23 protein-coding genes and 1 tRNA gene are annotated in these 23,778 nt (G+C 46.1%); 9 read left to right on the top strand and 15 right to left on the bottom strand.

Annotation, left to right across the window (positions count from 1 at the left end; translation table 11 throughout):
• The first annotated feature begins 81 nt into the window (after positions 1-81).
• The 4 genes from QUB08_RS27875 to QUB08_RS27860 all read left to right on the top strand — a co-directional run bounded on the left by QUB08_RS27875 (position 82) and on the right by QUB08_RS27860 (position 2,317).
• Positions 82-1,110 (top strand): DUF5906 domain-containing protein, encoded by a 1,029-nt coding sequence (locus QUB08_RS27875; protein WP_333229011.1) that lies wholly within the window; start codon positions 82-84, stop codon positions 1,108-1,110.
• Between the two features lie 78 nt (positions 1,111-1,188).
• Positions 1,189-1,500: a hypothetical protein gene (locus QUB08_RS27870; RefSeq protein ID WP_333229009.1), complete on the top strand. Its 312-nt coding sequence runs from the start codon at positions 1,189-1,191 to the stop codon at positions 1,498-1,500.
• A 140-nt stretch (positions 1,501-1,640) separates the two neighbouring features.
• Positions 1,641-1,994 carry a hypothetical protein gene (locus QUB08_RS27865; protein WP_333229007.1) on the top strand — a complete coding sequence of 118 codons (354 nt, stop codon included), beginning with the start codon at positions 1,641-1,643 and terminating at the stop codon, positions 1,992-1,994.
• A gap of 32 nt (positions 1,995-2,026) precedes the next feature.
• A complete protein-coding gene (locus tag QUB08_RS27860) occupies positions 2,027-2,317 on the top strand; it encodes a flagellar alpha dynein (protein ID WP_333229005.1) in 291 nt (96 codons plus the stop codon).
• 155 nt (positions 2,318-2,472) lie between these two features.
• Here QUB08_RS27860 and QUB08_RS27855 read toward each other — a convergent pair.
• The 12 genes from QUB08_RS27855 to QUB08_RS27800 all read right to left on the bottom strand — a co-directional run bounded on the left by QUB08_RS27855 (position 2,473) and on the right by QUB08_RS27800 (position 17,901).
• Positions 2,473-2,543: transfer RNA gene (locus QUB08_RS27855), tRNA-Gly, on the bottom strand.
• Between the two features lie 151 nt (positions 2,544-2,694).
• A complete protein-coding gene (uvrC, locus tag QUB08_RS27850; RefSeq protein WP_333229003.1) occupies positions 2,695-4,770 on the bottom strand; it encodes an excinuclease ABC subunit UvrC in 2,076 nt (691 codons plus the stop codon).
• 116 nt (positions 4,771-4,886) lie between these two features.
• Positions 4,887-5,639 carry an amino acid ABC transporter ATP-binding protein gene (locus QUB08_RS27845; protein WP_333229001.1) on the bottom strand — a complete coding sequence of 251 codons (753 nt, stop codon included), beginning with the start codon at positions 5,637-5,639 and terminating at the stop codon, positions 4,887-4,889.
• Between the two features lie 72 nt (positions 5,640-5,711).
• Positions 5,712-6,911, bottom strand: coding sequence for an amino acid ABC transporter permease (locus QUB08_RS27840; RefSeq protein WP_333228999.1), 1,200 nt, complete (start codon positions 6,909-6,911; stop codon positions 5,712-5,714).
• 96 nt (positions 6,912-7,007) lie between these two features.
• Positions 7,008-7,529: a DUF29 family protein gene (locus QUB08_RS27835; protein WP_333228997.1), complete on the bottom strand. Its 522-nt coding sequence runs from the start codon at positions 7,527-7,529 to the stop codon at positions 7,008-7,010.
• Positions 7,530-7,699: 170 nt separating this feature from the next.
• Complete coding sequence (locus tag QUB08_RS27830) at positions 7,700-8,914, bottom strand: ABC transporter permease subunit (RefSeq protein ID WP_333228995.1); 1,215 nt, start codon at positions 8,912-8,914, stop codon at positions 7,700-7,702.
• A gap of 227 nt (positions 8,915-9,141) precedes the next feature.
• Positions 9,142-10,227 (bottom strand): amino acid ABC transporter substrate-binding protein, encoded by a 1,086-nt coding sequence (locus QUB08_RS27825; RefSeq protein ID WP_333228993.1) that lies wholly within the window; start codon positions 10,225-10,227, stop codon positions 9,142-9,144.
• 319 nt (positions 10,228-10,546) lie between these two features.
• On the bottom strand, positions 10,547-10,774 hold the full coding sequence (locus tag QUB08_RS27820; RefSeq protein ID WP_242723097.1) for a hypothetical protein: 228 nt from the start codon (positions 10,772-10,774) through the stop codon (positions 10,547-10,549).
• A gap of 316 nt (positions 10,775-11,090) precedes the next feature.
• Entirely contained in the window at positions 11,091-16,193 is a 5,103-nt protein-coding gene (locus QUB08_RS27815; protein ID WP_333228991.1) for a PAS domain S-box protein, read from the bottom strand.
• A 203-nt stretch (positions 16,194-16,396) separates the two neighbouring features.
• Positions 16,397-16,798, bottom strand: coding sequence for a fasciclin domain-containing protein (locus QUB08_RS27810; RefSeq protein ID WP_015178455.1), 402 nt, complete (start codon positions 16,796-16,798; stop codon positions 16,397-16,399).
• Positions 16,799-17,147: 349 nt separating this feature from the next.
• Complete coding sequence (locus QUB08_RS27805) at positions 17,148-17,537, bottom strand: hypothetical protein (RefSeq protein WP_333228989.1); 390 nt, start codon at positions 17,535-17,537, stop codon at positions 17,148-17,150.
• 1 nt (position 17,538) lies between these two features.
• Positions 17,539-17,901: a hypothetical protein gene (locus tag QUB08_RS27800; protein ID WP_333228987.1), complete on the bottom strand. Its 363-nt coding sequence runs from the start codon at positions 17,899-17,901 to the stop codon at positions 17,539-17,541.
• A gap of 6 nt (positions 17,902-17,907) precedes the next feature.
• On the opposite strand from QUB08_RS27800, the gene QUB08_RS27795 reads away from it, so the two are divergent.
• Positions 17,908-18,237 (top strand): hypothetical protein, encoded by a 330-nt coding sequence (locus QUB08_RS27795; RefSeq protein ID WP_333228985.1) that lies wholly within the window; start codon positions 17,908-17,910, stop codon positions 18,235-18,237.
• A gap of 24 nt (positions 18,238-18,261) precedes the next feature.
• On the opposite strand, the gene QUB08_RS27790 is transcribed toward QUB08_RS27795, so the two are convergent.
• Together QUB08_RS27790 and QUB08_RS27785 are read right to left on the bottom strand one after the other, a co-directional pair.
• Entirely contained in the window at positions 18,262-18,708 is a 447-nt protein-coding gene (locus QUB08_RS27790) for an Hsp20/alpha crystallin family protein (protein ID WP_333228983.1), read from the bottom strand.
• 254 nt (positions 18,709-18,962) lie between these two features.
• A complete protein-coding gene (locus tag QUB08_RS27785; protein ID WP_333228981.1) occupies positions 18,963-19,250 on the bottom strand; it encodes a hypothetical protein in 288 nt (95 codons plus the stop codon).
• Positions 19,251-19,436: 186 nt separating this feature from the next.
• Here QUB08_RS27785 and QUB08_RS27780 point away from each other — a divergent pair, with 186 nt between their 5' ends.
• From QUB08_RS27780 to plsY, 4 genes are all read left to right on the top strand, one after another.
• Positions 19,437-20,231, top strand: a complete 795-nt coding sequence (locus QUB08_RS27780) for an MlaE family lipid ABC transporter permease subunit (protein WP_333228979.1) — start codon at positions 19,437-19,439, stop codon at positions 20,229-20,231.
• A gap of 63 nt (positions 20,232-20,294) precedes the next feature.
• Positions 20,295-20,687 carry a DUF3119 family protein gene (locus QUB08_RS27775; protein ID WP_333155133.1) on the top strand — a complete coding sequence of 131 codons (393 nt, stop codon included), beginning with the start codon at positions 20,295-20,297 and terminating at the stop codon, positions 20,685-20,687.
• Positions 20,688-20,746: 59 nt separating this feature from the next.
• Positions 20,747-22,078 (top strand): DUF3086 domain-containing protein, encoded by a 1,332-nt coding sequence (locus QUB08_RS27770; RefSeq protein WP_333228977.1) that lies wholly within the window; start codon positions 20,747-20,749, stop codon positions 22,076-22,078.
• Between the two features lie 119 nt (positions 22,079-22,197).
• Positions 22,198-22,878 carry a glycerol-3-phosphate 1-O-acyltransferase PlsY gene (plsY, locus tag QUB08_RS27765; RefSeq protein ID WP_333141024.1) on the top strand — a complete coding sequence of 227 codons (681 nt, stop codon included), beginning with the start codon at positions 22,198-22,200 and terminating at the stop codon, positions 22,876-22,878.
• A gap of 537 nt (positions 22,879-23,415) precedes the next feature.
• Here the strand turns inward: plsY and QUB08_RS27760 are convergent.
• Entirely contained in the window at positions 23,416-23,754 is a 339-nt protein-coding gene (locus tag QUB08_RS27760; protein ID WP_333228975.1) for a hypothetical protein, read from the bottom strand.
• Between the last annotated feature and the right edge of the window lie 24 nt (positions 23,755-23,778).

The following is a 23,778-nucleotide window of genomic DNA, read 5'->3' as shown; positions in this document are numbered from 1 at the left end:
TTCTTAATTATCGTGATTTTTGGCTTTTTGGGGATTGTATTTTATCGTATTTCAATTTGAAGTGCGGAATGTGGGCTAAAAGTGGTGTGCTCAAAGTTGACGGGGCGGGGCGTAAAAGGTTTGCTCTGTCACGGAGAAGGCTCCAATGGTAAGGACACTTTACGCGCCGTGCTCGCTGCCGTTTATGGAAATGGAATGACTGGGAAGTCTTTGTCTGACTTCAGAGCCTATGACACTGGTCGAAAGTTTAATCTGTCCGGTCTGCTAGGGGGGGTCTGTAACTGGGCTTCAGAGAACACTGCAAAAGTAGACCTAGACAATATTCAGAGTCTTAAGCAGTTCATTACTGGTGACCCGATCGACATTGAACCCAAAGGTAAGGACAGCCACGAATACAAACCGGTTGCTACTTTCTTTGCTAATTGCAACAAGTTGCCATCCATCACCGGAGGAACCGAGGCGATCGAAGGTCGGTACGGAATTCTGAATTTTGAAAAGACTTACGCCAAAAACGCGATCGCTGCTGAGGGGCAACTAGAAGCTGACCCGCGCTTCAAGGACGATGAAAAGTTCATTCTTGAACAGATTGCCCCGGCGATGCTCAACAAGATGTTAGAGCGGTGGCCGCTGCTGCTTTCCGAGGGTATCGACTACAAGGCAACCAAGGAAGCAATGCAGAAGGCCCAGGAGGAAAGCCGCCACCTCTGGCAGTTTGTCCGCGACGCTGGCATTGAGGTACAATCTGGCGGCCGCATCTACATCAAGGATTTGTGGGAGCGGCTGCAAGAGTGGTACGTAGAAACGGGGACATTGGAAATTGAACAGAGTACGAAGGATCGTAAAGACAAGCTAATTTGGCATGATCTACCCAACAAATACGACACGCCTGTAAAGGCTATAAACCAAGTATTTGCAAGGTTTTCGGAGATATTTCCTAAACTCAAAAGGTTGCAATATAACGGGCGAGACGAGATGGAGCGTAGAGCGCAATGGTATCTCTCTGGAATTGGCTTTGTGCAAAATTCTGAATTACCCGCGAATCTTGCTCTGCCAGCTCTGCCAGTAGACACAGAGGAACTTACAGCTCTGTCACTTGCTCTGCCAACATGATGTGGCAGAGCAAGTTACAGAGCTACAATTCTTTCGGAGAAGGCTGGCAGAGCTGGCAGAGCAATTTTTTCACCTTTTATGGAAGTCTGCAACTTACTCCCTCAACTTACCGATGACGAGCGGCGGAAGTTAGCAGAACTGCTACCGCAACCTCAGCTATTAACTCGGAAAATTACTCCCGAAGATGCCCAGGCGATGCGAGACATAGCACTGGTGTGGTGGCACGAATACTACCCAGAGCAACTACAAACTCTCCAAACACAAATGTTTGGCTGGCAGGCACCGGGCAAAAAATACGACATAGCTACGATTGCTCAGTGGTTGGAAGGAGAAGTGGAAGCCGTTCGCGATCGAATTACTGAACTCATCCGTCTCCAAGGAAAAATTTAGCCACTGCCTGACAACTGACGGCTCAATCCCTCTCCCCCTTAATTGGGGGATTTTCGTGTCTACAAGTTTTGTCTACAATATGTGGACACTGTAGACAGTTGTCAGTTATTGTAGACAAATACTGTATACAGGTGTTTACAATGAGTCAAAGTCAAGTCGTATCGTTCAGGGCTTCCGGTCACTTCCTGAACTGGATAGAAGCTCAGAGGCTAGAGGGTGAGTCCGTAAGTCAAGCTGCACAACGCATTCTCAAGGAAGTCTCAGGCACGTCTACACCGCTGTCTACACTACTGTCTACACTGTCTACACTGTCTACACCGAGCGATACTAAGTTGGTGTCTACATTGTCTACAGATTTGTCTACACGAAGCAATGATAGCGTCGTGTCTACAAATATTGTAGACAATGTAGACAAGGCTGTGAGTTCAAGTCTTGACCCCGTGATGGAGCGCATGGCCGCTATTGAGGAACGGCTGGGAAAATTGAGTGCCTGAGCGATGGCAAGGATGAATCGCTCAGGCAGGAATTGAAAGCGGCCAACAAGCAACTTGCAGAATGGGATGCAGAACTGAACCAGTTACACGAGCGCAACGGCGACTTAGGACTGAAGGTGCAGATGTTGGAGCAAGAGCTCAAGGAAGCGCAGCGCGATCGGGAAGCAAATAAAAATTTAGCTCCGACCGTCGCAGAATTTCCAGAACCGGCCGACTTACTCAACCAGTTGAAAGCACGGCGTAAAAAATCCAGAACTGACTTAGCTGACATCAACGCAATTCTGGGGCTTCTGGCGGAAGAGTACGGCTCAAACCTAGTCTAGGTATGGATTGTATTCAATTTGTATTCAAACGAGTCATTTTGTCTCCAATTTGTATCCAATTTCTGGTCAACTAGACCCATCACAAAGCGAAAAAATCAGCAATAAAAAACCTCAAACCGTTGATTTATCGTTGGTTTGAGGTTTTTGTAGACGAAAGCGGGCAGCGGGAATCGAACCCGCATAATTAGCTTGGAAGGCTAAAGTTTTACCACTAAACTATGCCCGCACACAGAAACTAAACATACCACAAGTCTCTGGGGATTGCAATAGGCCTGTGCAAAATTTTTGAATACCTCCCTACCAGTGGCTGAATCGGGACTTGTGGCCCGATCGCCCCCTCACCCCGAAAATCCCCGTCTCGGCTGCTGGGTAAGGCTTTACGGGTGGAAATAATCGTAAATTTGCTGCGCTAGACGCGGGCCAATCCCAGAAACTTCTGCCAACTGTTCGGGAGTCGCTAAACGCAGATAGTCGATCGACCGAAAATGTGCTAACAATTGTTTTTGTCGGTGGTGTCCCAATCCGGGAATTTCATCAAGGCGCGATCGCTTCATTCTCTCGCTTCTGCGATCCCGGTGAAAACTCACAGCAAACCTGTGCGCCTCATCCCGCACCCGGCGCAATAATTGTACCCCAGGCTGCTCAGAATTAGTGGGCAGTGGCAAAGATTCCCCCGGCAAAAATATCTCCTCTCGCTGCTTGGCCAAACTGACAACGCGCAACTCTTCTAGCAAATTCATCTCCCGCAAAACAGCCACAACTGCTGACAGTTGACCTTTGCCGCCATCTATCATAATTAAGTCGGGTTTGTCCGAAATAGTACGAGAAACTGAGGATAAATTGCTGATTTTTTCCGAATTTCCTAAATCGCTAAATTCTTCTTCCTTATTCGTTCTATCCGTTAAATCAGTTATAAAATCCGTTGCCGAACTTTCTTCTTCCTTCAATCCTCGAAATCGGCGACCGATAACTTCTGCTAAACTAGCAAAATCATCAGAATGACCCGATTTAATTTCATGATTTTTAATTTTGTAATGGCGGTAGTGTTGATTAGCCGGCAAACCGTCAATAAATACGACGCGGGAAGCTACGGCGTCAGAACCTTGAATGTGAGAAATATCGTAGCCTTCAATGCGGCGAGGAACTTCCGGCAAATCGAGAATTTCTGCTAAATCTTCCATTGCTTGAGAATTGCGATCGCTCAATCTTTGCATTCTTGCCAATTCATACTCAGCATTGCGTTCCACCATCTCAATCAACTCAGCTTTAGTTTGTCGCTGGGGCGTCAAAATGGTAACTTTTCGCCCCTTACGGTTGCTCAACCAATCTGCTAATATTTCCCCTTCTGGCAATTCGTACTGCACAGAAATTTCGCTGGGAATTTCTACAGATTCGACATTTTGATAGTGTTCTTCCAACACCCGCTGCAAAATCGCTCCGGCCTCTACCCCCCCTCGTTCCCCCCCTTGCCAAGGGGGGGAGGAAAGAGAAAGTTCAGATAACTCTTCCCCCCCCGATTGTAGGGGCGGTGCCCCCGTGCCCGCCCTGGGTTGGGATGGTATTTCCGCCATAAATCCCAACCTTCCCACCAGTTGACCAGCGCGGATTTGAAACAATTGAACGCAAGCGTGCTGGGTATCGGCCGCAAGTGCGATCGCATCTCTGGAAATAGTATCGTCTGGCAAAGATACTTTTTGACCCGCACTCAAAGACTGCAAACCCTTAATTTGGTCGCGAATACGCGCCGCAGTTTCAAAGTTTAAATCTTCGGCTGCCTGTTCCATTTGGGGTTCTAAAATATCGAGCAATTCCTGAGTTCTTCCCTGGAAAATCATCGCTACTTTTTGGATGATTTTTCGGTATTCCTCCGGCGAAGTTAACCCTTGACAAACGCCAACGCAGCGCCCGATGTCGTAGTTCAAACAAGGACGGTCTTTAAATAGCGGTTGAGGGCGCTGCCGCAGCGGGAAAATCCGCTTAATTAAATGCAGCGTACTCCTCAGTGCCCCTGTATCGACGTAGGGGCCATAGTAGCGGTCTTTGGCACTACTGGCGCGGCGTTTGCGGGTGATAAAAATGCGCGGGTATTCCTCCGACCAGGTTATGCACAAATAAGGATATTTTTTATCATCTTTGAGGAGTACATTAAAGTAAGGTTGGTGCTGTTTTACCAGGTTTGCTTCTAAGGCTAAAGCTTCTGCTTCTGTGTCGGTGGCGATGAATTCAATTTCGCGCACTTGCTGCACCATCATCGCGATGCGGGGGCTGAGATTTTGACTTTCGCGGAAGTATGAACGGACGCGGTTTCGGAGTTTTTTTGATTTGCCGATGTAAAGGATGCGATCGCTCTCGTCTCGCATTAAATATACACCAGGAACCGCCGGAATTTCTTTGAGGCGACTTTCTAGGCGTTCCGAGTCTTTAACTAACGGCAGAGTTTTTGTGGATGGCATTGCAAGCTATCTCAGCAAAATAGAGACTGATTGTACACTCTTTTATTTTACCTTAATTGTGCCGATTTTTACTGCTGCTACCGTCGCCCAACCTACCGACTACACTTGAAAATCAGTTACAATATCTGAGATAAAAACTTGCGCGTCCGTTCTTCCTTCGGGTTCTGAAAAAACTCTTCCGGCTTCGCTTCTTCAACTAAAACGCCGCCATCCATCAATACAATGCGATCGGCAACTTCGCGCGCAAACCCGACTTCGTGAGTCACCACTACCATTGTAATTCCAGTTTGAGCCAAATTTCGCATTACATCTAAAACTTCCCGCACCATCTCCGGGTCTAACGCTGATGTCGGTTCATCAAACAGCATGATTTTAGGCTGCATGGCTAGAGAACGTGCAATAGCTACCCGCTGCTGTTGTCCCCCAGACAACTGTCCGGGATATTTTTTTGATTGTTCCAAAATTCCCACTCTTTCTAACAGTTGCATCGCCACTTCTTCAGCTTTTTTCTTGGGCCAGCGGCGCACCCACACCGGCGCTAGCATGACGTTTTCCAAGACTGATAAGTGGGGAAACAGGTTGAATTGCTGAAACACCATTCCTACTTCGCGGCGAATTGTCTCGATGTTGCGTAAGTCGTGGGAAAGTTCGATTCCGTCGATCGTAATTTTACCTTGTTGGTATTCTTCTAATGCGTTAAATGTGCGAATAAATGTCGATTTTCCCGAACCAGAGGGCCCCATCACGACCACGACTTCACCTCGGTTTACGGTCATGCTGACGCCGCGCAGTACGTGAAATTGTCCGTACCATTTGTGGACGTTTTCTGCTACGATTACTTGTTCGGGGATTGTGGGTTTAGTTTCCATGATTTTTTGATTTTTTAACCGCAGATGTCGGCAGATGCACGCAGATGAACGCCAATGAAATTAGAGGATTTTTTAGCGCTGGCTTACTTCTAAAGTTCGCTCTATTTTGCGGCTTGCTAGGGACATTGAGTAGCAAAATATCCAATAAATGATGCCGACGAATATGTAAACTTCGGCGTATCTGCCGATATAGGATGGATTTGCTAAAACGGCGCGGGATATTCCGATTAATTCTAACATTCCGAATAGAGACAGGAGGGATGTATCCATAAATAATCCGATGAATTGACCGCCGATCGCCGGAATGACTATTCGCAGTGCTTGAGGCAGTACAATGAGAATTGTGAGTAGGGGTGTATTGAGTCCGATCGACCTAGCTGCTTCTATTTGTCCCCTGGGCACGGCCTGCAAGCCACCGCGCACGTTTTCTGCCAAGTAAGCTGCACTGAATAGAGTCAGTCCAGCAATGGCTCTAATTACTCTATCCAATTTCGGATATTCGGGCGGCAAAAAGAGTTGCAGCATCACTTGACCTAAAAACAAAATGCCAATTAAGGGTAAACCGCGAATAATTTCAATGTATAATGTTGATAACAGTCTTACAACTGGCAAAGAACTTTGTCTGCCGAGTGCTAGCAATACTCCCAAAGGAAAGGAAAGCACAATACTAATAACTGCTAAAAACAGCGTCAGCACTAAACCGCCCCAATCATTTGTTGACACTTCGGTCAAACCTAACCCGCCTTTAATTAGCCACAAAACTATTGGGAAGGAAAGAACCCAAATTGCAGGCATCCAGCCCATGATTTTTGGCGGAATTTGCCTTCCGATGGCATAGCTGGCGGCGGCTGCGATAATAATTCCTAAGAGGTAGAGGCGAGAGGTTAGGTCGATCGGCGAAATGACCGCACCCACAACCGCAGCACCGAGTATAATTAGTAAAGGCGGATTCCAAAGAGGTTCTTGCCGCTGAATGTTTCCCCAAGTTAATCCTCCCAACAAGGCAATTATGGCCGTTACTATCCACAGCCGCCAGTAGGATTCGCGGGGAAATCTGCCGGCAAAAAATAGCGGCAAGTTGGCTTCTAATACGCGCCATTGAGCTTTTGTTGTTGCCCAAACGATAATTACTTTAATAGTTTGGAAGGCGATAATTAGGCAAACTACTGTCAGAATGCTGTTGTACCAGGTACTAAATAGGTTTTTGCGCGCCCAATTCCAAGGGGTGGGCGATTCGGTGGCTGGGGGCGGTAATATGGGGAGAGTTTCCATCTAGCGGTTTTCCATCCTATATTTTATTAACCCGCGTAGGCGGGTTTTGTTTGTGTAGACGCGATTTCCAATCGCCAAGGCTAAAAAAAATACTACTTATTTTCGCCGATTTATCCAATCTTCTCCACCTGGTAACTGACTTAAATGCTGGGCTAACACTGCGGGTAAATCTTTGGCGGAATGGATATAAGTCAAGTTCAATAACCTCACAGCAGTCTGAATAATCAGGTTTCTATCCATCATCTCTGCAAGTTGAAATTGAGTATAAACACCATTCAATACTTCCTCGGCAGCCTCTGCGATCGCATCCTCAATCACCTCCTCCTCTATAAAATTCTCCCATTCATCAGAATTGATGTAATAAGATGTTTTATTGTCTTTAATATTTGCCTTTTTAATTTCTCTAATTGAATTGCGAATCGAACTTACCCAAGAACCAGTTAATCGCTGTTCAACTTGATTTTTAATCAAGTGAATCAGCAAAACATTTAAAAAAGATTGGATTTGTCGCAAGATTGCCTGTTTGCTCATTCCATCTAACTCATCGACTATTGCCAAAGCATCCGTATACCTTCCTTCCAATATGCTATTTCTAAGAGCAATTAATTCTTGTGTCATTTGATTCCCCTCAACTTTAATACTAACAAGCCAAAGATTGTTGTGACTTATTTATTATTGCTTAATCGTCAACTCAAAAGTTTTCGTTCCTCTGTCTAAGCTACAGTCACTGTATGCCACTTTATGCGCTATCCTTTGATTACCCGTAAATTTGGTTAAATTTAAAGTCTTTACCTTTCCTTGATTTGTACAGTTTTATTGTACCAATTCATGAACAGAGAAACTATCAAACTAATTGTTAGATATGTTATCATGATAATTAACATTGCTTCGATCGCCCTTCCGGTCTGATTTAACGTCGGAGAGCCCACCACAAAATAAACGTCGGGATAAGCAACCGCAACCGCTAAACTCGAATTCTTAGCTAAATTCAGATACTGACTGGTTAAAGGCGGCACAATCACCCGCAAAGCTTGCGGCAAAATTACCATCCGCATCATTGTTCCAGACTTCAACCCCAAAGACTTTCCCGCTTCCCACTGGCCTCTCGATACTGATTGAATTCCGGCCCGGACAATTTCTGCAATGTAACTGCCAGTATACAAGCTGAGTCCTGTCACCAAGGCGGCAAATTCTGGAGTTAATTTTAATCCTCCTTCGAGTTGCAATTCAGGTGTGAGGCGGGGGAAATCTAGACGAAAAGGCAGATTTTTGGTAATAATCAAAGCTAAGATTGCACTCAGCCCGATCGCACCTAAAGCCCAAAACAACTGTCTTCCCGGCTTAGCTTGTTCCAGCATCACCCGCGCGCGCCACATCCACAGCCCCGCCGCCGCCAAAACTCCGACAGTTAGCAAAATCAACCAAATCTCGAAACCGGGCAAAGCCACAGGCCAAGGTACAGCAATGCCACGATTGGTCAAGTAAATCGGCCCCCTCATCTGCTGATTGTCTTCCAGTTTTGGCAGGGAAATGAAAACTGCAAAATACCAGAAAAATAATTGCAGCAATAACGGCGTGTTTCGCAGAACTTCTACATACAAAGCAGCCAAATTCCGCAGCAGCCAATTGTCGGAAAGGCGGGCAATTCCCACCGTTAAACCCGCAATTGTTGCGAAAACAATCCCCAGAACCATAACCCGCAGCGAGTTAATTAAACCGACAAAATAAGCTTGTATGTAACTGTTTTCTGGACTGTAAGGAATTACGCTTTCGCCGATGTCAAATGATGCTTGGGAATTGAGAAAATCAAATCCAAATGCAATCCCCAGTTGCGAGTAATTGGCGCCCAGATTGTCCCCGAGAATGGCGATAACAACTATTACTAAAATTAGGGCGATCGCCTGTCCGGCAATTTTCCAGAAGCGATCGTCCCGCAGCAGTTTTGATATATCTTTAAATTTGGATGATTTCTCGGATTTGCCCGGTTGAGGTTCTGTATTCATAATTTAAATTATTAGCGCAATTACAAATCCAGTCGCATCAAGACTAAAGAAACCGGGTTTTTTCCTGAATCTTGTGACTCCGACGCAGGATTTTGGTAAAAAACCCGGTTTCTGACTATCCCTAAGACTAAAGAAACCGGGTTTTTTCCTGAATCTTGTGACTCCGACGCAGGATTTTGGTAAAAAACCCGGTTTCTCAGAGGAAGTGCGTGTAAGTCCTGATGAAATTAGCGGAACGGTGGCGAGTAAAGCAAACCGCCATCTTTCCAGAGTCTGTTTTGACCCCGTTCTAACTTGAGTGTACTTTTGGGGCCGAGGTTGCGATCGTACATTTCCCCGTAATTCCCCACTTTCTTAACAACGCGGACGGCGTAGTCGTTCGGGAGTCCGAAACCTTTACCTAAATCTCCTTCTGTTCCTAGCAAACGTTTGACGTTTGGGTCTGTAGTGCTTGCCACAATTTGGTCTACATTTCCTGAATTAATTCCCAAATCTTCCGCTTCAATCGCCGCAAAAATGATCCATCTCACCGCGTCCGACCATTTAGGATCGCCGCTTTTTACCGCTGGGGCTAACGGTTCTTTTGACATCACGATCGGCAAAACAACATTATTCTCGGCATTCGGCAGAGTTGTCCGCTTCGAGACTAGCTGCGATCGATCGGCAGTAACACCTTGACAGCGACCTTCTTGATAGGTAGCAAAGGTAGAATTCACATCTTCAAACACCACAGGAGTGTATTTAACTCCTAATTTTCGCATTTGGTCGGACAAATTTTGTTCGGTGCTCGTACCTGTCTGCACGCAGATAGATTTGCCCGCAAAATCTTTTAAACTTTTGATACCGCTGTCTTTTTTGACCATGATGCTTTGAGAGTCATAAAAGATCACCGGGGCAAATTCCAGTCCGGTAGTGCTGTCGCGACTCGCAGTGTAGGTGGTATTTCGGCTGAGAATGTCGATTTCTCCGGCCTGTAAAACTGTAAATCTATCTTTGGCGTTCAGTTTTCGGTACTCGACTTTTTCGGGGTCGTCAAATATTGCCGCCGCCACCGCCCTGCACACATCCACATCTAGTCCCGAATATTTGCCTTTTTCGTCTACAAAGCTAAAACCTGGCAGTTCGCCACTGACGCCACAAATCAGTTTGCCACGGCTGACAATTGTATCTATCCGGCTGGAACCTTGTTGCGATTTGCCTTCGGCAGTTGTTGTTGCTGGTGTTTGTCCGGTTTGTGCCGATCGATCCCTACAAGACGCCAACGGTGCCACAAACAACACACTTGCTAGTAGCAAAAATTTCCATTTACGCATAGATTTTAATAGAACGCTTTCCTGACAATCCTACCTTGTAGCTGTCAGAACTGTGGCGATCGGCGATCTACACAGCCTCCGGTTTCAAATTAGCCGTTCTGCATCCGGTGCTGCACAGCGGCAACTGCCTCGACTACCCGCCTGTTTTTTTTTTGAGCAAACTGGGAGCCCAGAGTTAGAAACCCGGTTTCCGACTGGAGGCCTGGTCGTCAAACCTAAGATTTATCCTTGAAACCCGGTTTCTTTTCTGCTATTTCTGCCCAGCGCGAGCGATTGTCGCCTTTGCCTGGAATATTTATCCGATTTTGATTGAATCTGCTCACAGTAGCTCTGGTGATAGACGCTGCTCAGCTAAATCGCGGATTAGGGACAGCCGAGACTGGATGTATTCGTCCAACAAATCTGCTTCTTTGCCATTGAGCGCAGAGTTTGTCTTTAACTGCTTTAGCAGCCACTGTACCAGGGTGGCATCGTCTAAATTTACTAACAGAGTAGCTTGGGTGGTCTCAATTAATGACCAGAGTTGGCGTAACATGACTGGAGTCATAAAACCTCGTTGAGCGTAAATACGCACTTAATGGGCGGGCATAGCGAAAAGCTGGTCTTGGTGTCTCAAGCCGATAGACGAAAAGCACCCTCATGTCGATCGGCTTAAGGATTATTTTATATTTGACCACAATAACTTAATACAGTAGTGTCGTAAGTTACAACACACAAGATGTTATAAGAGTTCCCAATTCCTTCACATTGAGATAAATATCTTGATAAAAGATTAAAAATCTTTACACGCGCTCGCTCGCGGGGGCTGCCAAGAGGTGTCCGCGATCGAGTTCGACATCCCGGTTCAAAAGAAAATTGATTGATTACTCACTAGCCACAAACTTTTGAACCCCCGCCAGAATTATTTCTAATTCAGCGATGATTTTTGTAGCCCCCTCCAAATCATTAGATTCGGCCAGACTTTGAAGCTGATCTGCCATATCGGGCATTAACCGCACCGCCGCCGTAGCGCTGACACCTTTAATTTGATGAGCGTGGCGGGCGAGTGTCTCCATATCTCCCGCGGCTATCGCCTCCTTAGCAGCTTCTAAATAACTACCAGTATCCACCACAAAAGCTTGCAGTATTTCCCGCTCAAATTCTAAATCAGCGCCCGAAATTTCGTGCAAACGTGCCATATCGACTACCGATTCGATATCTGGCTCAGAATTTTGAAGTTCCTCGCCATTAAACTTGGGAGTTTCAATTTTTAGCTTAGCCGACCAATTTGCTAGTACCGATTTTAACTTTTCGATCGCAATAGGTTTGCTAATATAATCGTCCATGCCCGCCGCCAGACACTTTTCCCGATCGCCCTTCAAAGCATTCGCCGTCATCGCAATCACCACCGTCTTTTGATTCGGCTCCATCTTGCCAGCAGCATCTGCCGCTTCCCGGCGGCGCAATTCCCGCGTTGCTTCGTAACCGTCCAAAATCGGCATCTGACAGTCCATCAACACAATGTCATACTTTTTCAGAGCAACCATAGATAGCGCCTCTGCACCGTTATTGGCGACATCTGCGCTGCATCCCAAAACTCTGAGTTGATTAAGACCAACTTTTTGATTGATGGGAGTATCTTCAACTAACAAAATCTTTAAACTTGCTAAGTCCCGGTTGTCAATAGCTGAGGTTCGATTGGACGTTGAATTTGCCAGCGGCTCATCAATCAGCGTCATCGGGGCGATCGCATTCGCCAAGCAATCAAATAGTCGGTGAGCTTTAACAGGTTTAGTTAAATACCCGCTAAAACCGCTATCTACCAAGCGTTTCGCCTCTGCAAGCTGAGTCATTGAAGTCAGCACCACCCACTTTGTCTGCTGCATTGCAGGCTCAGAAATTCTCAAGCGTTCGAGACTTCCCGCCACCATTTCCGGCAACTGAATATCAACCAAAACGATATCGTAAGGGGAATTAAGGCTGACAGCTTTGTACAGAGATGCGATCGTCATCCAACCGTTCTCAACCTCCTCAACCTCCATTCCCCACAAAACAGCCATTCTCACTAACACTTTTCGCACTGTCGGCTTGTCGCTGGCAACTAACATTTTTCGCCCCGCCAGCACCGTTTCAAAATTCACTTCGCACGCTGTCCCGACAGCAGTTAAATTTTCCTTAACAGTCGGCACAGTAAACCAAAAAGTCGAGCCTTGGCCAGGGGTACTTTCCACACCAATTTGCCCACCCATTAACTCCACCAACTCCTTAGAAATAGCCAGCCCCAAACCTGTGCCACCATATTTTCTTGTCGTAGAGGCATCAACTTGAGTAAAAGATTGAAACAGCTTTTTTAGGTCGTCGGGAGCAATCCCAATTCCTGTATCTGTGACTTTAAACAGCAGGAGCAGCGAGTCATTGTTTTCTCTTTTTAACGGTTCGATATTCTCTAAAATTTTCTGATTCTCGCTAGCTGCCAACAACCCCGGATTACTAGCATTAGCCACCTCAATTACCACTTCTCCTGCTTCTGTAAACTTAATAGCATTGTTAATCAAATTTGTGAGTATTTGCCGCAACCGCGCTGCATCACCTTTAATTTGCAGCGGCACGTCGCTGTCAATTAGTGCCACCACTTCTATACCTTTTTCTTGTGCGGGAGTTGCCAACAAATCCAGCACTTCATTCATACAGATACTGAGGTTAAATTCTAGTATTTCTAAGCGCATTTCTCCAGCTTCCAGTTTGGAGAGATCCAGAATATCGTTAATGATGGAGAGTAAATTTTGACCGCTAAGTTTCAGCGTCTGTACAAAATCAATCTGTTCGGGAGTAAGATTCGTTTTCAGCAGCAAATCAGTCATCCCCATCACTCCATTCATCGGAGTGCGGATTTCGTGACTCATATTTGCTAAAAATAGCGACTTCATTCGAGACGCTTCTAGGGCAGCTTCTCGGGCCTGCTGCGCTTGTTCAAAAAGAGTAGATTGCTGAATGGCGATCGCCAACTGCACGCTCAACCTCCCCAGCAAATCCATCTCAGAATCAGTCCAAACACGCGGAGCGCTGCACTGATGGGCAATCAGCAATCCCCACAACCGATTTTGACTCGTTTCCAAACTCCTTTCCGGCAGTTCAATTCGAGTTTCCGGCGAATATTCTGCTGCCAACCCCTGACTTTCGTCGCCTATAAAAATTGGTACAACTAAATTAGCCCTTACCTGCAAACTAGCAAGTAAATCTCGGTGTTCCTCGCTCAAATTGGCCGTATAAATATCTGCCATTGCTTGAATTGTTCCTGCCCTGTACAGCCATACATAACTTTCCCCAAAGGATGTTCTTTGAACTTTTCTGCCCAGCAGGGGCATCCAATCATCCCCTACAGATTCCACAACAACAAGCGCTGTTTCCTCGGACTCAAAACGATAAATTACCGTGCGGTCAGTTGCCAGCAACTGCCGCACTTCTTGTACAGCAGTGCTCAGAGTTTGAGTGAGGTTGAGAGACTGCCGGACTCGCTGGGCGATCGCCGAAACCAGCCGTTCCCGTTCTGCTTGTTCCCGCAGCATTCTCTCAGCTTGCTTGCGTTCGGTGACATCGCGAATTACCGCAGCAAAGCACAGCGGTTCGGTGGTTTGAGGGTGCTTGACCAGAAAAGAATTCATCACAACATCAATGGGTTGTCCGTTGCCCAAGTGCTGCATTTGACCTTCTCCTTGCCACTGGCCATGACTGATAATTGTTGGTAAAATCTCTTGACTAAATTTCTGCTGAAAATAGGGTCCAATATAATCCCATATCTCCGTATAAAGCACTGCCGAAAGATTCTCTACACCCACCAGTTTTCGTCCGGCTTCGTTGACAAACAGCGTTTTGCCTTTCAGGGTAGCCATACCGATAAAATCGCTGCTGTTTTCAATCAGCGACACAAATTTTTGCCGTTCTTCTTCTCCTTTTTTGCGTTCGGTAATGTCGCGCTTGACGCAGACATGACAAATTACATCGTCGGCGTTGTTAATCACAGAGTATGCCGCAACGTCGATCGCCAGCGTCTGGCCTTTTTTAGTGCAGTTAGTAATTTCGCCCCGAAAACTTCCTGTTGTCGCTAAACTTTGGGCAATTGCCGAAAAGCGCTCCCCCGCAACCAGGGGCGAAGCTTCTGCTTCTAATTCCGCGTCTGTGTATCCTAGAAGCGTTTGGTGAGCGAGATTTTGTTCGAGGAAAAACCCGTCAGCATCAATAATGACGATCGCATCATTGGAGTTTAAAAATATTTCTCGGTAAAGTTTTAGTTTTTCCTCAGCTCGCTTGCGTTCGGTGATGTCTCTTTTGACACTTACATAACAAACGACATCCCCAGCATCATTTAAAACCGCAAAAGCCGAAACCTCCACCTCAACTGTTCCTTCTTGCACAGCCTTAATACAGGTCATTTCGCCTCGGTAACTCCCTGTTTCTGCCAAGCTTTGCAGCACAGACGTAAATGCCTGTTCTCCCATGTGAGTTGCAGGCGTTTTTCCCCACAATTTAGACGAACTGTAGCCCAGCAAAGCCGTGTGAGCTTGATTTGTTTCTAAATAATAGCCTTGGGGGTCTAAGATCGCGATCGCATCGTTGGATTTCAAAAAGATTTGTTGATAAAGCTGCAGCTTCCGTTCAGCTTGTTTCCGGGCGCTAATATCCGTGAACAAGCCATAGTAAACTATCTCCCCCGATGTTTGAAATTCTGGCTGGGAAGCTCCTTGCACCCATTTAAGTTTTCCTGACGGAGTGACAATTTTTCCTTCCCACCGCCAAGGCTGCAAATTTTCAGCAGAAAGCGTCACCGAGTTGAGAAAATCATCTCGATCTTCGGGATGAATCATGTCAACAATTACATTAAAATTCTGCTGAGCCACCTCTGGTTCTATTTCATACAATTCTCGGCAGCCCGCGCTCACAAACGAGAAAGCCATTGAGCCGTCTGGATGCAAGTCAATTTGATATACGGTACCGGGTACGCTAGCAGTAATTTTTTGCAGTTTGGCTTGGCTTTGATTCCTGGCTTCATCTGTGGCCTGCAATTGACCAATCTCTCTAGAAAAACCCAAAACTCCAAATATATTACCCTCTGCATCGGACAGTGGCAATTTTTGCGTGTCAAAGATGTGCTGTTTGCCACCTTCAAAGAGGAGCGCCTGGTAGGGATTGCGAACCCTCTCCCCAGCCAGCACAGCTCGATCTTCCTCGCGGATGCCCCTAATTTGGCTGTTGCGATCGCCAAATACTAATTCGGCTGAAAACCCTAATTCAATATCATCTTTGCCGATAATTTCCTCAACATTTTTCCCCACATATTCAGCAAAACTTTGATTTACAAAAATGTATCTAAAGTTTCTATCTTTCGCAAAAACTCTGTCCGGGGCAGCGTCCATTACAGCCCGCAACAATAGTTCTTGACTTTCCGAATCCAGAGCAAAATTATTTTGAAATTTATCCTTGACACTGCTCGTTTTACGTGCTATGGTTATTAGCTGTTTTGCACAAATTTGAGCTACAGTGTGGAGCAAACAAAGGTGTTCCAAATTAAAAGCAGTTGCCTGCTCTGCACCAATGAAAAATACTCCCAACAATTCTTCACTTTCATCCGAGTTGGCTGGTGCCATCAAGACCGACTGAAACTGAGCAATTGGTGGCGGAGCGATGTTGTCCGCCCAGTCCCGATTGCCGGCGAGCCATTCAGCGCGAGCAGCTTGCAAGCGCCCTTCCATTTCGGCTTGGGTGCTAGCACTTAACGGCTGTAATTGTTCCAGGTATATTTTATCGTCCGGTAGCGTCAAAATGGCGATCGCCTGTGTGGGAATGAGGCGATCGAGATGTGCCAGACACGCAGACCAAATTTCATCAGCAGTCCAAGCGGCTTGAACTTTTGCAGTAAGTTCGTTGAGAACTTGCAGTTCCAAGGTACGCTGGCGGACTTTTGCTTTGAGGCTGGCGGCTAGGATTTGCATAGTGCTCACCAAACTGGTTTGCTTATATTATAATTATTGATTTTTAAACTTTTTCAAAGAATCATCTTAAAATACATCCGCCGAAAAGACAACTTTTTTATATTGAAATTACCTTCAACCGATAAAAAACAAGCGTGCGATCGGGAGCAAATCGGTACCGCCAAGCACCTGCTTTGCTCCCATAGCGAGATTAAACGGCGAAATTATCCCATTAAAATCACGTTATCGATGACGTGGATGACGCCGTTGTCTGCTTCGATATCCGCAGCGACAACTGTAGCATTTTTCACCTCAAAACCGTCAGAACAATCAATTTTAATCGGCGAACCTTCCAAGGAAGTAACAAAACCAAGTTTTGCCAAATCAGCCTTCATAAACTTCCCCGATACGACGTGAAACATCAAAATCCTGGTTAGTTGGGGAACGTTCTGCACTAGGGTTGTGATAGTTCCCGGTGGCAATTTCGCAAAAGCATCGTCATTGGGTGCAAAGACAGTAAAAGGGCCTGGACTTTTGAGCGCATCTACTAAATTAGCTACTTGCACGGCTGTTACGAGGGTTTGGAACGAACCCGCACCTACGGCAATATCAACAATATCAGGCATTGTGTTTTACCTCATCTGGGAAAAAAGTTCTATTAAGTATCCTAAACTGAGGCGGGCAACAATACCTACTGTCTTTTTTGAAAAATTGGTAATTCTTTTGTAGTGAGGATTTCCATCCTCAGATTTTGATGAGGATGGAAGTCCTCACTACAAACCTAATAATATAGGACTTACATATGGGGGCCCAGAAACCTGGTTTTTTACGAACATACTTCCTTAAAACCCGCAGATTAGGTAAATAACCCAGTTTCGAGGAGTCGGAGTGCCTAAGTCCTGTAATAGTTATTTTACCAGATATAATAATATTACTAACCGCTTGACCATTTAACGGCGCGGTGCTTTTCAATTGCTACAAGACTGCTGGCGATTGTGATACCAAAACCTCTGTTTCTAAATCTGCTACTTCAGCATTTAGGTTTTCTCCCTTGTGAATGCTAAAACTGCCGTACAAAATTGAAATTTCAAAAATATCTGTATGAATTAAAGCTGCTTTCCGGTGCGCGTCCTCACCCAAATGAAAACCAATCAAATCAGCTAATGGTTCTTTTGCTTCCTCTTCATCATGCACCTCCCACATAATTTCTCGGCAGTCTTGAAAAACTAAAGAGTAAGGCAATTGATCGCCTGTAGGATCGTAGATACATTCCAGTAATACTTCATTCCCCCACAAAGACACATTGACATTTTTCACGAGGGATGTAAGTCCACCTAAATTAAGCAAGTTGTAGTCATCAGGCATATTAATTACTCACTTTTTCTCCAGTAATGTGGTTATCAGGAATCTGATTGCCCAATTCATCGCGTGTTTGGAGTACGCTACCATCTTTGCCAAGACGCAAACCCCAGTTTATTCTTCTACCATCTGAGCCATATCGCGGTGCTGGCAGGCGAACAACTTCACTATTAGTGCGGATTATGACTTTTGACCTGTCAGAAAATTTGTATTCAACATAATTTCCTAAAGAACTTTTTACCTTAGCACCTAGTCCGCGCAAAAAATCATCGACTTCTTGGCGAGTCATCCCGGTTAAGTCTCCAAACTCAGATGCAATTCCATTTCCTCCCACTCCCTGACTCGGCACGCAAGTCTCCTCACCAACCATTGCTTATTGGAGTTTAGCACGGTTGAAGAATCGGAACAAGGAAGTTCGGCAACGGATTCGCTTTCTTCGGATGTAACGGATGGATGGAAAATGGAAGATGGAAGATGGAAAATGGAAGATGGAAGATGGAAAATGGAAGATGGAAGATGGAAAATGGAAGATGGAAGATGGAAGATGGAAGATGGAAGATGGAAGGAGCAAGATGGAAGATGGAAGATGGAAGGAGCATTCCTCAAACTCGCAATGCCCAATGCTTTGCGACCCAATTATCAATTCCCAATGATTAATAATCAATTTCCAAAACAAATAGGGGGTGCCTTGCGCCCCCCCTACTAATTAACTAACTAAAGTAGCAAAGAATTATTGACCACCGATTTGTACTTTCACCACGCGGTTCTTTTCCGCTTCCGCTTTGGGCAAATTCAGGTGCAAAACTCCATTTTTGTACTCAGCTTCTACGCTGTCATTTTGAACCCGTGCGGGTAGGGGAATCACCCGGCGGAACGAACCGTAGCGGAACTCAGAGCGAGTCATGCCTTTATCTTCACTCTTTGTTTCCTGACGGCGTTCGCCACTTATAGCAACAGCTTCTGCGGTTACTTGTACGTCCAAATCCTTAGCTTCCATGCCTGGAACTTCTAATTTAAGGTGGATGGCTTCGGGAGTTTCATCGAGTTCGGCGGGGGGTAGAAAAGCAGAACCGTTAGATGCGCGATCGGTTGCCGGAGTCAAGCTATCAAACAACCGATTCATTTCTCGCTGCAAGGAGTCCATTTCCCGCAAAGGTTCCCAACGAATAAGTGCCATAACTGATACCTCGAATTTCTTAACTTTTTAGAAGTTGAGAAACACTTGACTCAACTTGTATTTAATATATTCCAGCTCCCGAAACAGGGGGATTCGGTTTTCCGCAAAAAGGCCGATCGCATTTCCGAACATTCGCGATCGATATTGTAAAATCATCAAAAGGGGCGGGTATCCGATCCAACCCGAACCCAGCAATTTTAGATTTTAGATTCGATCGAGGAATTCCTATCTAAAATCTAAAATCGAAGGTTCGATTAACTCCACCGCGAATGCTGATAAGAAGCGTAGGTATCAAACAAAGCACCCACCAAACCAAAAGTTAGACCGATAACGAAAAAACCCTGGAGGGGACAGCCGCTGCCGAAAGTAGCTAAGAACTGCAAAATCAGCTCTTCTCCAGAACGACCAACTCCTTGGAGAGCAGGCACGAAGCCAATCAGCGAAAAGCTAGTCAATCCCGCGCCGATTAACAATAAGGGGGCGACAAAGCTCAACAGGCTGGTCAGGAGTACAGAGCGAAGAAAATTGGGAAAAATGCTCATAAGAGTCAGTAAATTCAGCTAAACTGCCGAAAGGTACAAGCAAACAAAACTTGTCCTTTTCTACGATAGGCAGCGATCGCCCTCAGTGGCCGGTTCTGTCAGAAATCTTAAATGTTATAGAAAAAACTTGTTTAAGATTTGTAGATAGATTTCATTTTTGGCAGTTGTTCTATACTCGAAATCCCCTTGAGCACCACTACATCTTCCAGCCTCAGTTTGTGGAGTCAGCGGTTGCTGGCAGCAACTTTATTGGGCGGCCAAGTCATGCTGCACTTGCTGAAGGGCAGAATTCACCGCCGCAACACCCTCGACCAAATGGCAGCAGTCGGTCCGGAATCTCTGCTGATTGCTTTGCTGACTGCGGGTTTTGTCGGCATGGTATTTACTATTCAGGTAGCGAGGGAGTTTATTAACCTCGGTGCCGGCAATGTCGTCGGTGGCGTTTTGGCTTTGTCTTTGACGCGCGAGCTCGGCCCCGTCTTAACAGCCGTAATCGTGACCGGACGGGTAGGTTCGGCTTTTGCAGCGGAAATCGGCACGATGCAGGTAACAGAGCAGATAGATGCCCTCCTGATGCTCAGAACAGACCCGATCGACTATTTAGTAATTCCCCGCGTCCTTGCTTGCTGCTTGATGCTGCCAATTTTAACCATCATGTGTCTCGTCACGGGCATCGCGGGCGGGCTGCTGATTGCTACGACGATGTACGGCATCTCTCAAAACGTGTTTTTAGAATCAGTCCGCAATTTCCTGAGTCTGTGGGATATTTGCAGCGCGGCAATTAAGGCTTTTGTGTTCGGTGGTTTGATTGCTGTAATTGGCACTAGCTGGGGTTTGACCACCACCGGCGGGGCAAAAGGCGTCGGTCAATCGACTACTACGGCGGTGGTGACGGCTTTGCTGGCTATTTTTATTTTTAACTTTTTGATGACTTGGCTGATGTTTCAGGGGACGGGCTCTAGCGTACTCAAAGGCTTGTAAGCTAGGAAACAGATAAAATATGAATAATTGGCAACATTCGTTTACTACCCTTGATTTAAACCCGTGACTACAACTGCCTCTTCGACTGCGCCGACAAGTACGATCGAACTCGCCCCGAGTTATGCGATTCCCCTAGTCCTGGTACTGGCTGCCCTACCGCTGCTGTTCGTGCAGAAGTGGGCGAGTTTGCCACTGGCGCTGTTCGGCTTGTTTCTGATGTACCAAGCAGCCACCATCCGGCTGCAATTTACCCCAACAGATTTGGACATTTATCGATCGTCCAACTTAATCCGGCGCTTTCCTTACCGAGAATGGCAAAATTGGCGGATATTTTGGCCTGCGGTGCCGATTTTGTTCTATTTCAAAGAAATTAACAGCATTCACTTTCTGCCGGTTCTGTTCGATCGTAAAATGCTACAGACCTGCTTAGAACAGCGCTGTCCCCGTCAAGACTAAAAAAGTTGTTAATTTTTAATTTTTAACTTTTCCGTGCCCCACGCCGAACAAAATTTCCCATGAATTCAGACGAATCTACAACCCAAGAACCACAACCACAACCAGCCGCCCCAAGCGGTGACGGCGAAGCCGATTTACCCGTGAATGAGACGGAGTACCAACTTCTATCTCAAACAGAGGATTTGTGGCTCGACGAAAATGAAATGCCAGCCCAACTCCCGCCAGAAACAGACCCGCCGCTGGACGAGGAAGATGCCGAAATCGCCCAATTCGTGGACGAAGCAGGCGCACTCGCCCAAATTGGGCCCAACACCGACGATTCCGAATCAGAAAGTCCGATCGCTCAAATCGATCCTCCCACAGACTCCCAGCCAACAGCAACCCCAGAAACGGTAACGCACATCCCAGAAAATGTTACCGAACAGTTGGCCCTGAGAGTCAAAGAATTGCAGCAGCAAGAACAAGCTTTGACTGAAAAAATTGCCGCCTTGGAAGCCGACAAAGCCAATGCTATAGAAGCGTTGGGCCAGGCTCAAGCATCGATCGGGCGTTTGGTACAAGACGGCTTGATTCAATTAGATCAGCGCAAACAAGCGCTACAAATCGAAGTAGAAAAACTCGAACGTCGGCGCGATCGAATTCAGAAGGAAATGCGAACCACTTTTGCCGGCGTTTCCCAAGATTTAGCAATTCGAGTCCAGGGTTTCAAAGACTATCTAGTAGGCAGTTTGCAGGATTTGGCCGCTACCGCCGAACTCTTAGATTTGACCCCACCGGTGCAAGAGACACCACAGCGAACTGCTGCTGAGGAGTCTCAATCCTCAGCACCGGTAAATCCCAAATTTGCCGAACAGGGATTTCAAGAACAAGCCAAACAAATTCGCCGCACCCTCGATCAATATCGCACTGTCCCCGACTACTACGGCCCGCCTTGGCAACTCCGCCGCACTTTTGAACCCATCCACGCGGAACGAGTTTCTAACTGGTTTTTCACCCAAGGAGGAAGGGGTGCTTTGCGGACTATGGGTTCGCGCTTGCAAAATATCTTGATTACTTCGACTATTATTTCTGTACTCAGAAGCGTCTACGGCGGGCGGGTGCGGACTTTGGTGCTCGCCAACAGTCCCGAACGTTTGGGAGAGTGGCGCCGGGGTTTGCAGGACTGTTTGGGCATTACTCGCAGCGATTTTGGCCCGGAAAGGGGGATTATTATGTTTGAGTCTGCGGAAGCTTTGGCTCAAAAAGCCGATCGACTGGTGAAAGATGGCAAATTGCCCCTAATTGTCATTGATGAAACTGAGGATTTAATTAGTTTGTCAATCCTGCAATTTCCGTTATGGTTGGCCTTTGCTGCCGATCCGCAAACTTTGACGACTGCTAAGGATTTTTGATGAGGTAATTGGTAATTGGTAATTGGTAATTGGTAATTGCTAGTTAGTAATTGCTAATTGCTAATTATGCTAGGGAAAGGTTGCAAATTTTAAAAGTACACGAAATCTCAAATTAAAAAATGGCTAGCTGGATAATTTTAAATGGCGCATTGCTAATAGCAGCTTATCTGCTGGGTTCGATTCCGACTGGGTACGCCTTGGGGAAATGGATGCTAGGAATTGATATTCGAGAGGTTGGTTCGGGTTCGACTGGTGCGACTAACGTACTGAGGACTTTGGGGAAGTGGCCGGGGTTGGGGGTTTTGTTGGTGGATGTGTTGAAGGGGGTAAGTGCGATCGTCCTAATCCGCTACATTTACTCTCTCACTTTTACCAGCCAGCTAGCAACCGCAGCAGGTTTAGAAAATACTGCAACTCTCCTCCCTTGGATGGCAACTTTGGCGGGTTTCTCTGCTGTTTTGGGCCACAGCAAATCAATCTGGCTGGGGTTTACGGGGGGTAAATCTGTGGCTACGAGTTTGGGAGTTTTGCTGGGTTTGTACTGGCCCGTTGGTTTGGGAACTTTCGGAATTTTCGGGATAGTATTTGCGGTTTCGCGAATTGTTTCTTTAAGTTCGATTATCGGGGCCATTAGCGTTGCTGGATTGATGTTTGCTTTACATCAGCCGCTGGCTTATGTATTGTTTGGAATTGCGGGCGGTGTGTTTGTAATTGTGCGACACCGCAGCAATATTCAGCGGCTTTTGAATGGTACGGAACCAAGGATTGGGCAGAAATTGGAAACAGCAGCTAGCGATTGATATTACCCACAGTCAATCGATTTTAGATTTTAGATTTTAGATTTTAGATTTTAGATTGAAACATTGACCCCACGGATAAATTCGGGGGGCAAGTTTCTCGGGTACAGGTTTTTTATTTCTGGGTCCTGAGTCTGCTTTCGGAATTAATCCGGGGGCTTGTATCCTGGATGCTTTCAGTCAGGACACGGCACTACAATTAATCGGGTGATGGTTACATCCAAGCCAGGAAGATTGATTATTTTGCGGTAGGGAAACGGCAATGCCGTGTCCTCCGTTGCTGAATTAGTCCTAGATACAGAAACCAGGTTTTTTACGGAAATAGTGCATTTTAGCCTTTAACACTGATGAAAAACCCGGTTTTTTTGGTATTGATGCGTAATATTATGTCCGATAAATCGCCCATAATACAATTGCCGGGGCCCGTTTGTGAGATTGTCCGTTTTTGGCAAATATTATTGGTGAACCCGCCCCTACAGGAATCAGGGTAATCGACCGGACATGATATAAATCCTGTGAAGGTAAAATGCGATCGCCTTTTTAAAATCCAGACAACTTCGGCGAAGTCGGGGATTTGGGTATAGCGCTTAATAAAATCCCTAAAATTTTTCCGACATCCCTCAGATAATACTCGATCGCATCAATAGAAACAATATTGCCCTCTAACTTCAAAAATCTCCACACAGTACCCGATGTCACGGCTCCATAAATGATGGGAATCTGATTTCCTTCTTCCTCATTAAATAACTGAGCTGCTAACATCTCCGCTGCACACTGCCCGAAACCAGCCTTAATATCTTCTTTTTTAGCTTCAACAAGGGTAATAATACGGAATCCGGTTGATAAAGGTCTACAACAAATCATCAATAAGTCAACCAATGATAATTGGTCAAAGCCTTAATT

Source organism: Microcoleus sp. BR0-C5 (assembly GCF_036705045.1).
In the GTDB taxonomy this organism is placed as follows: Bacteria; Cyanobacteriota; Cyanobacteriia; order Cyanobacteriales; family Microcoleaceae; genus Microcoleus.
The sequence above is the reverse complement of the archived record's forward strand: the minus strand, read 5'-3'. Positions and strand labels throughout refer to the sequence as shown.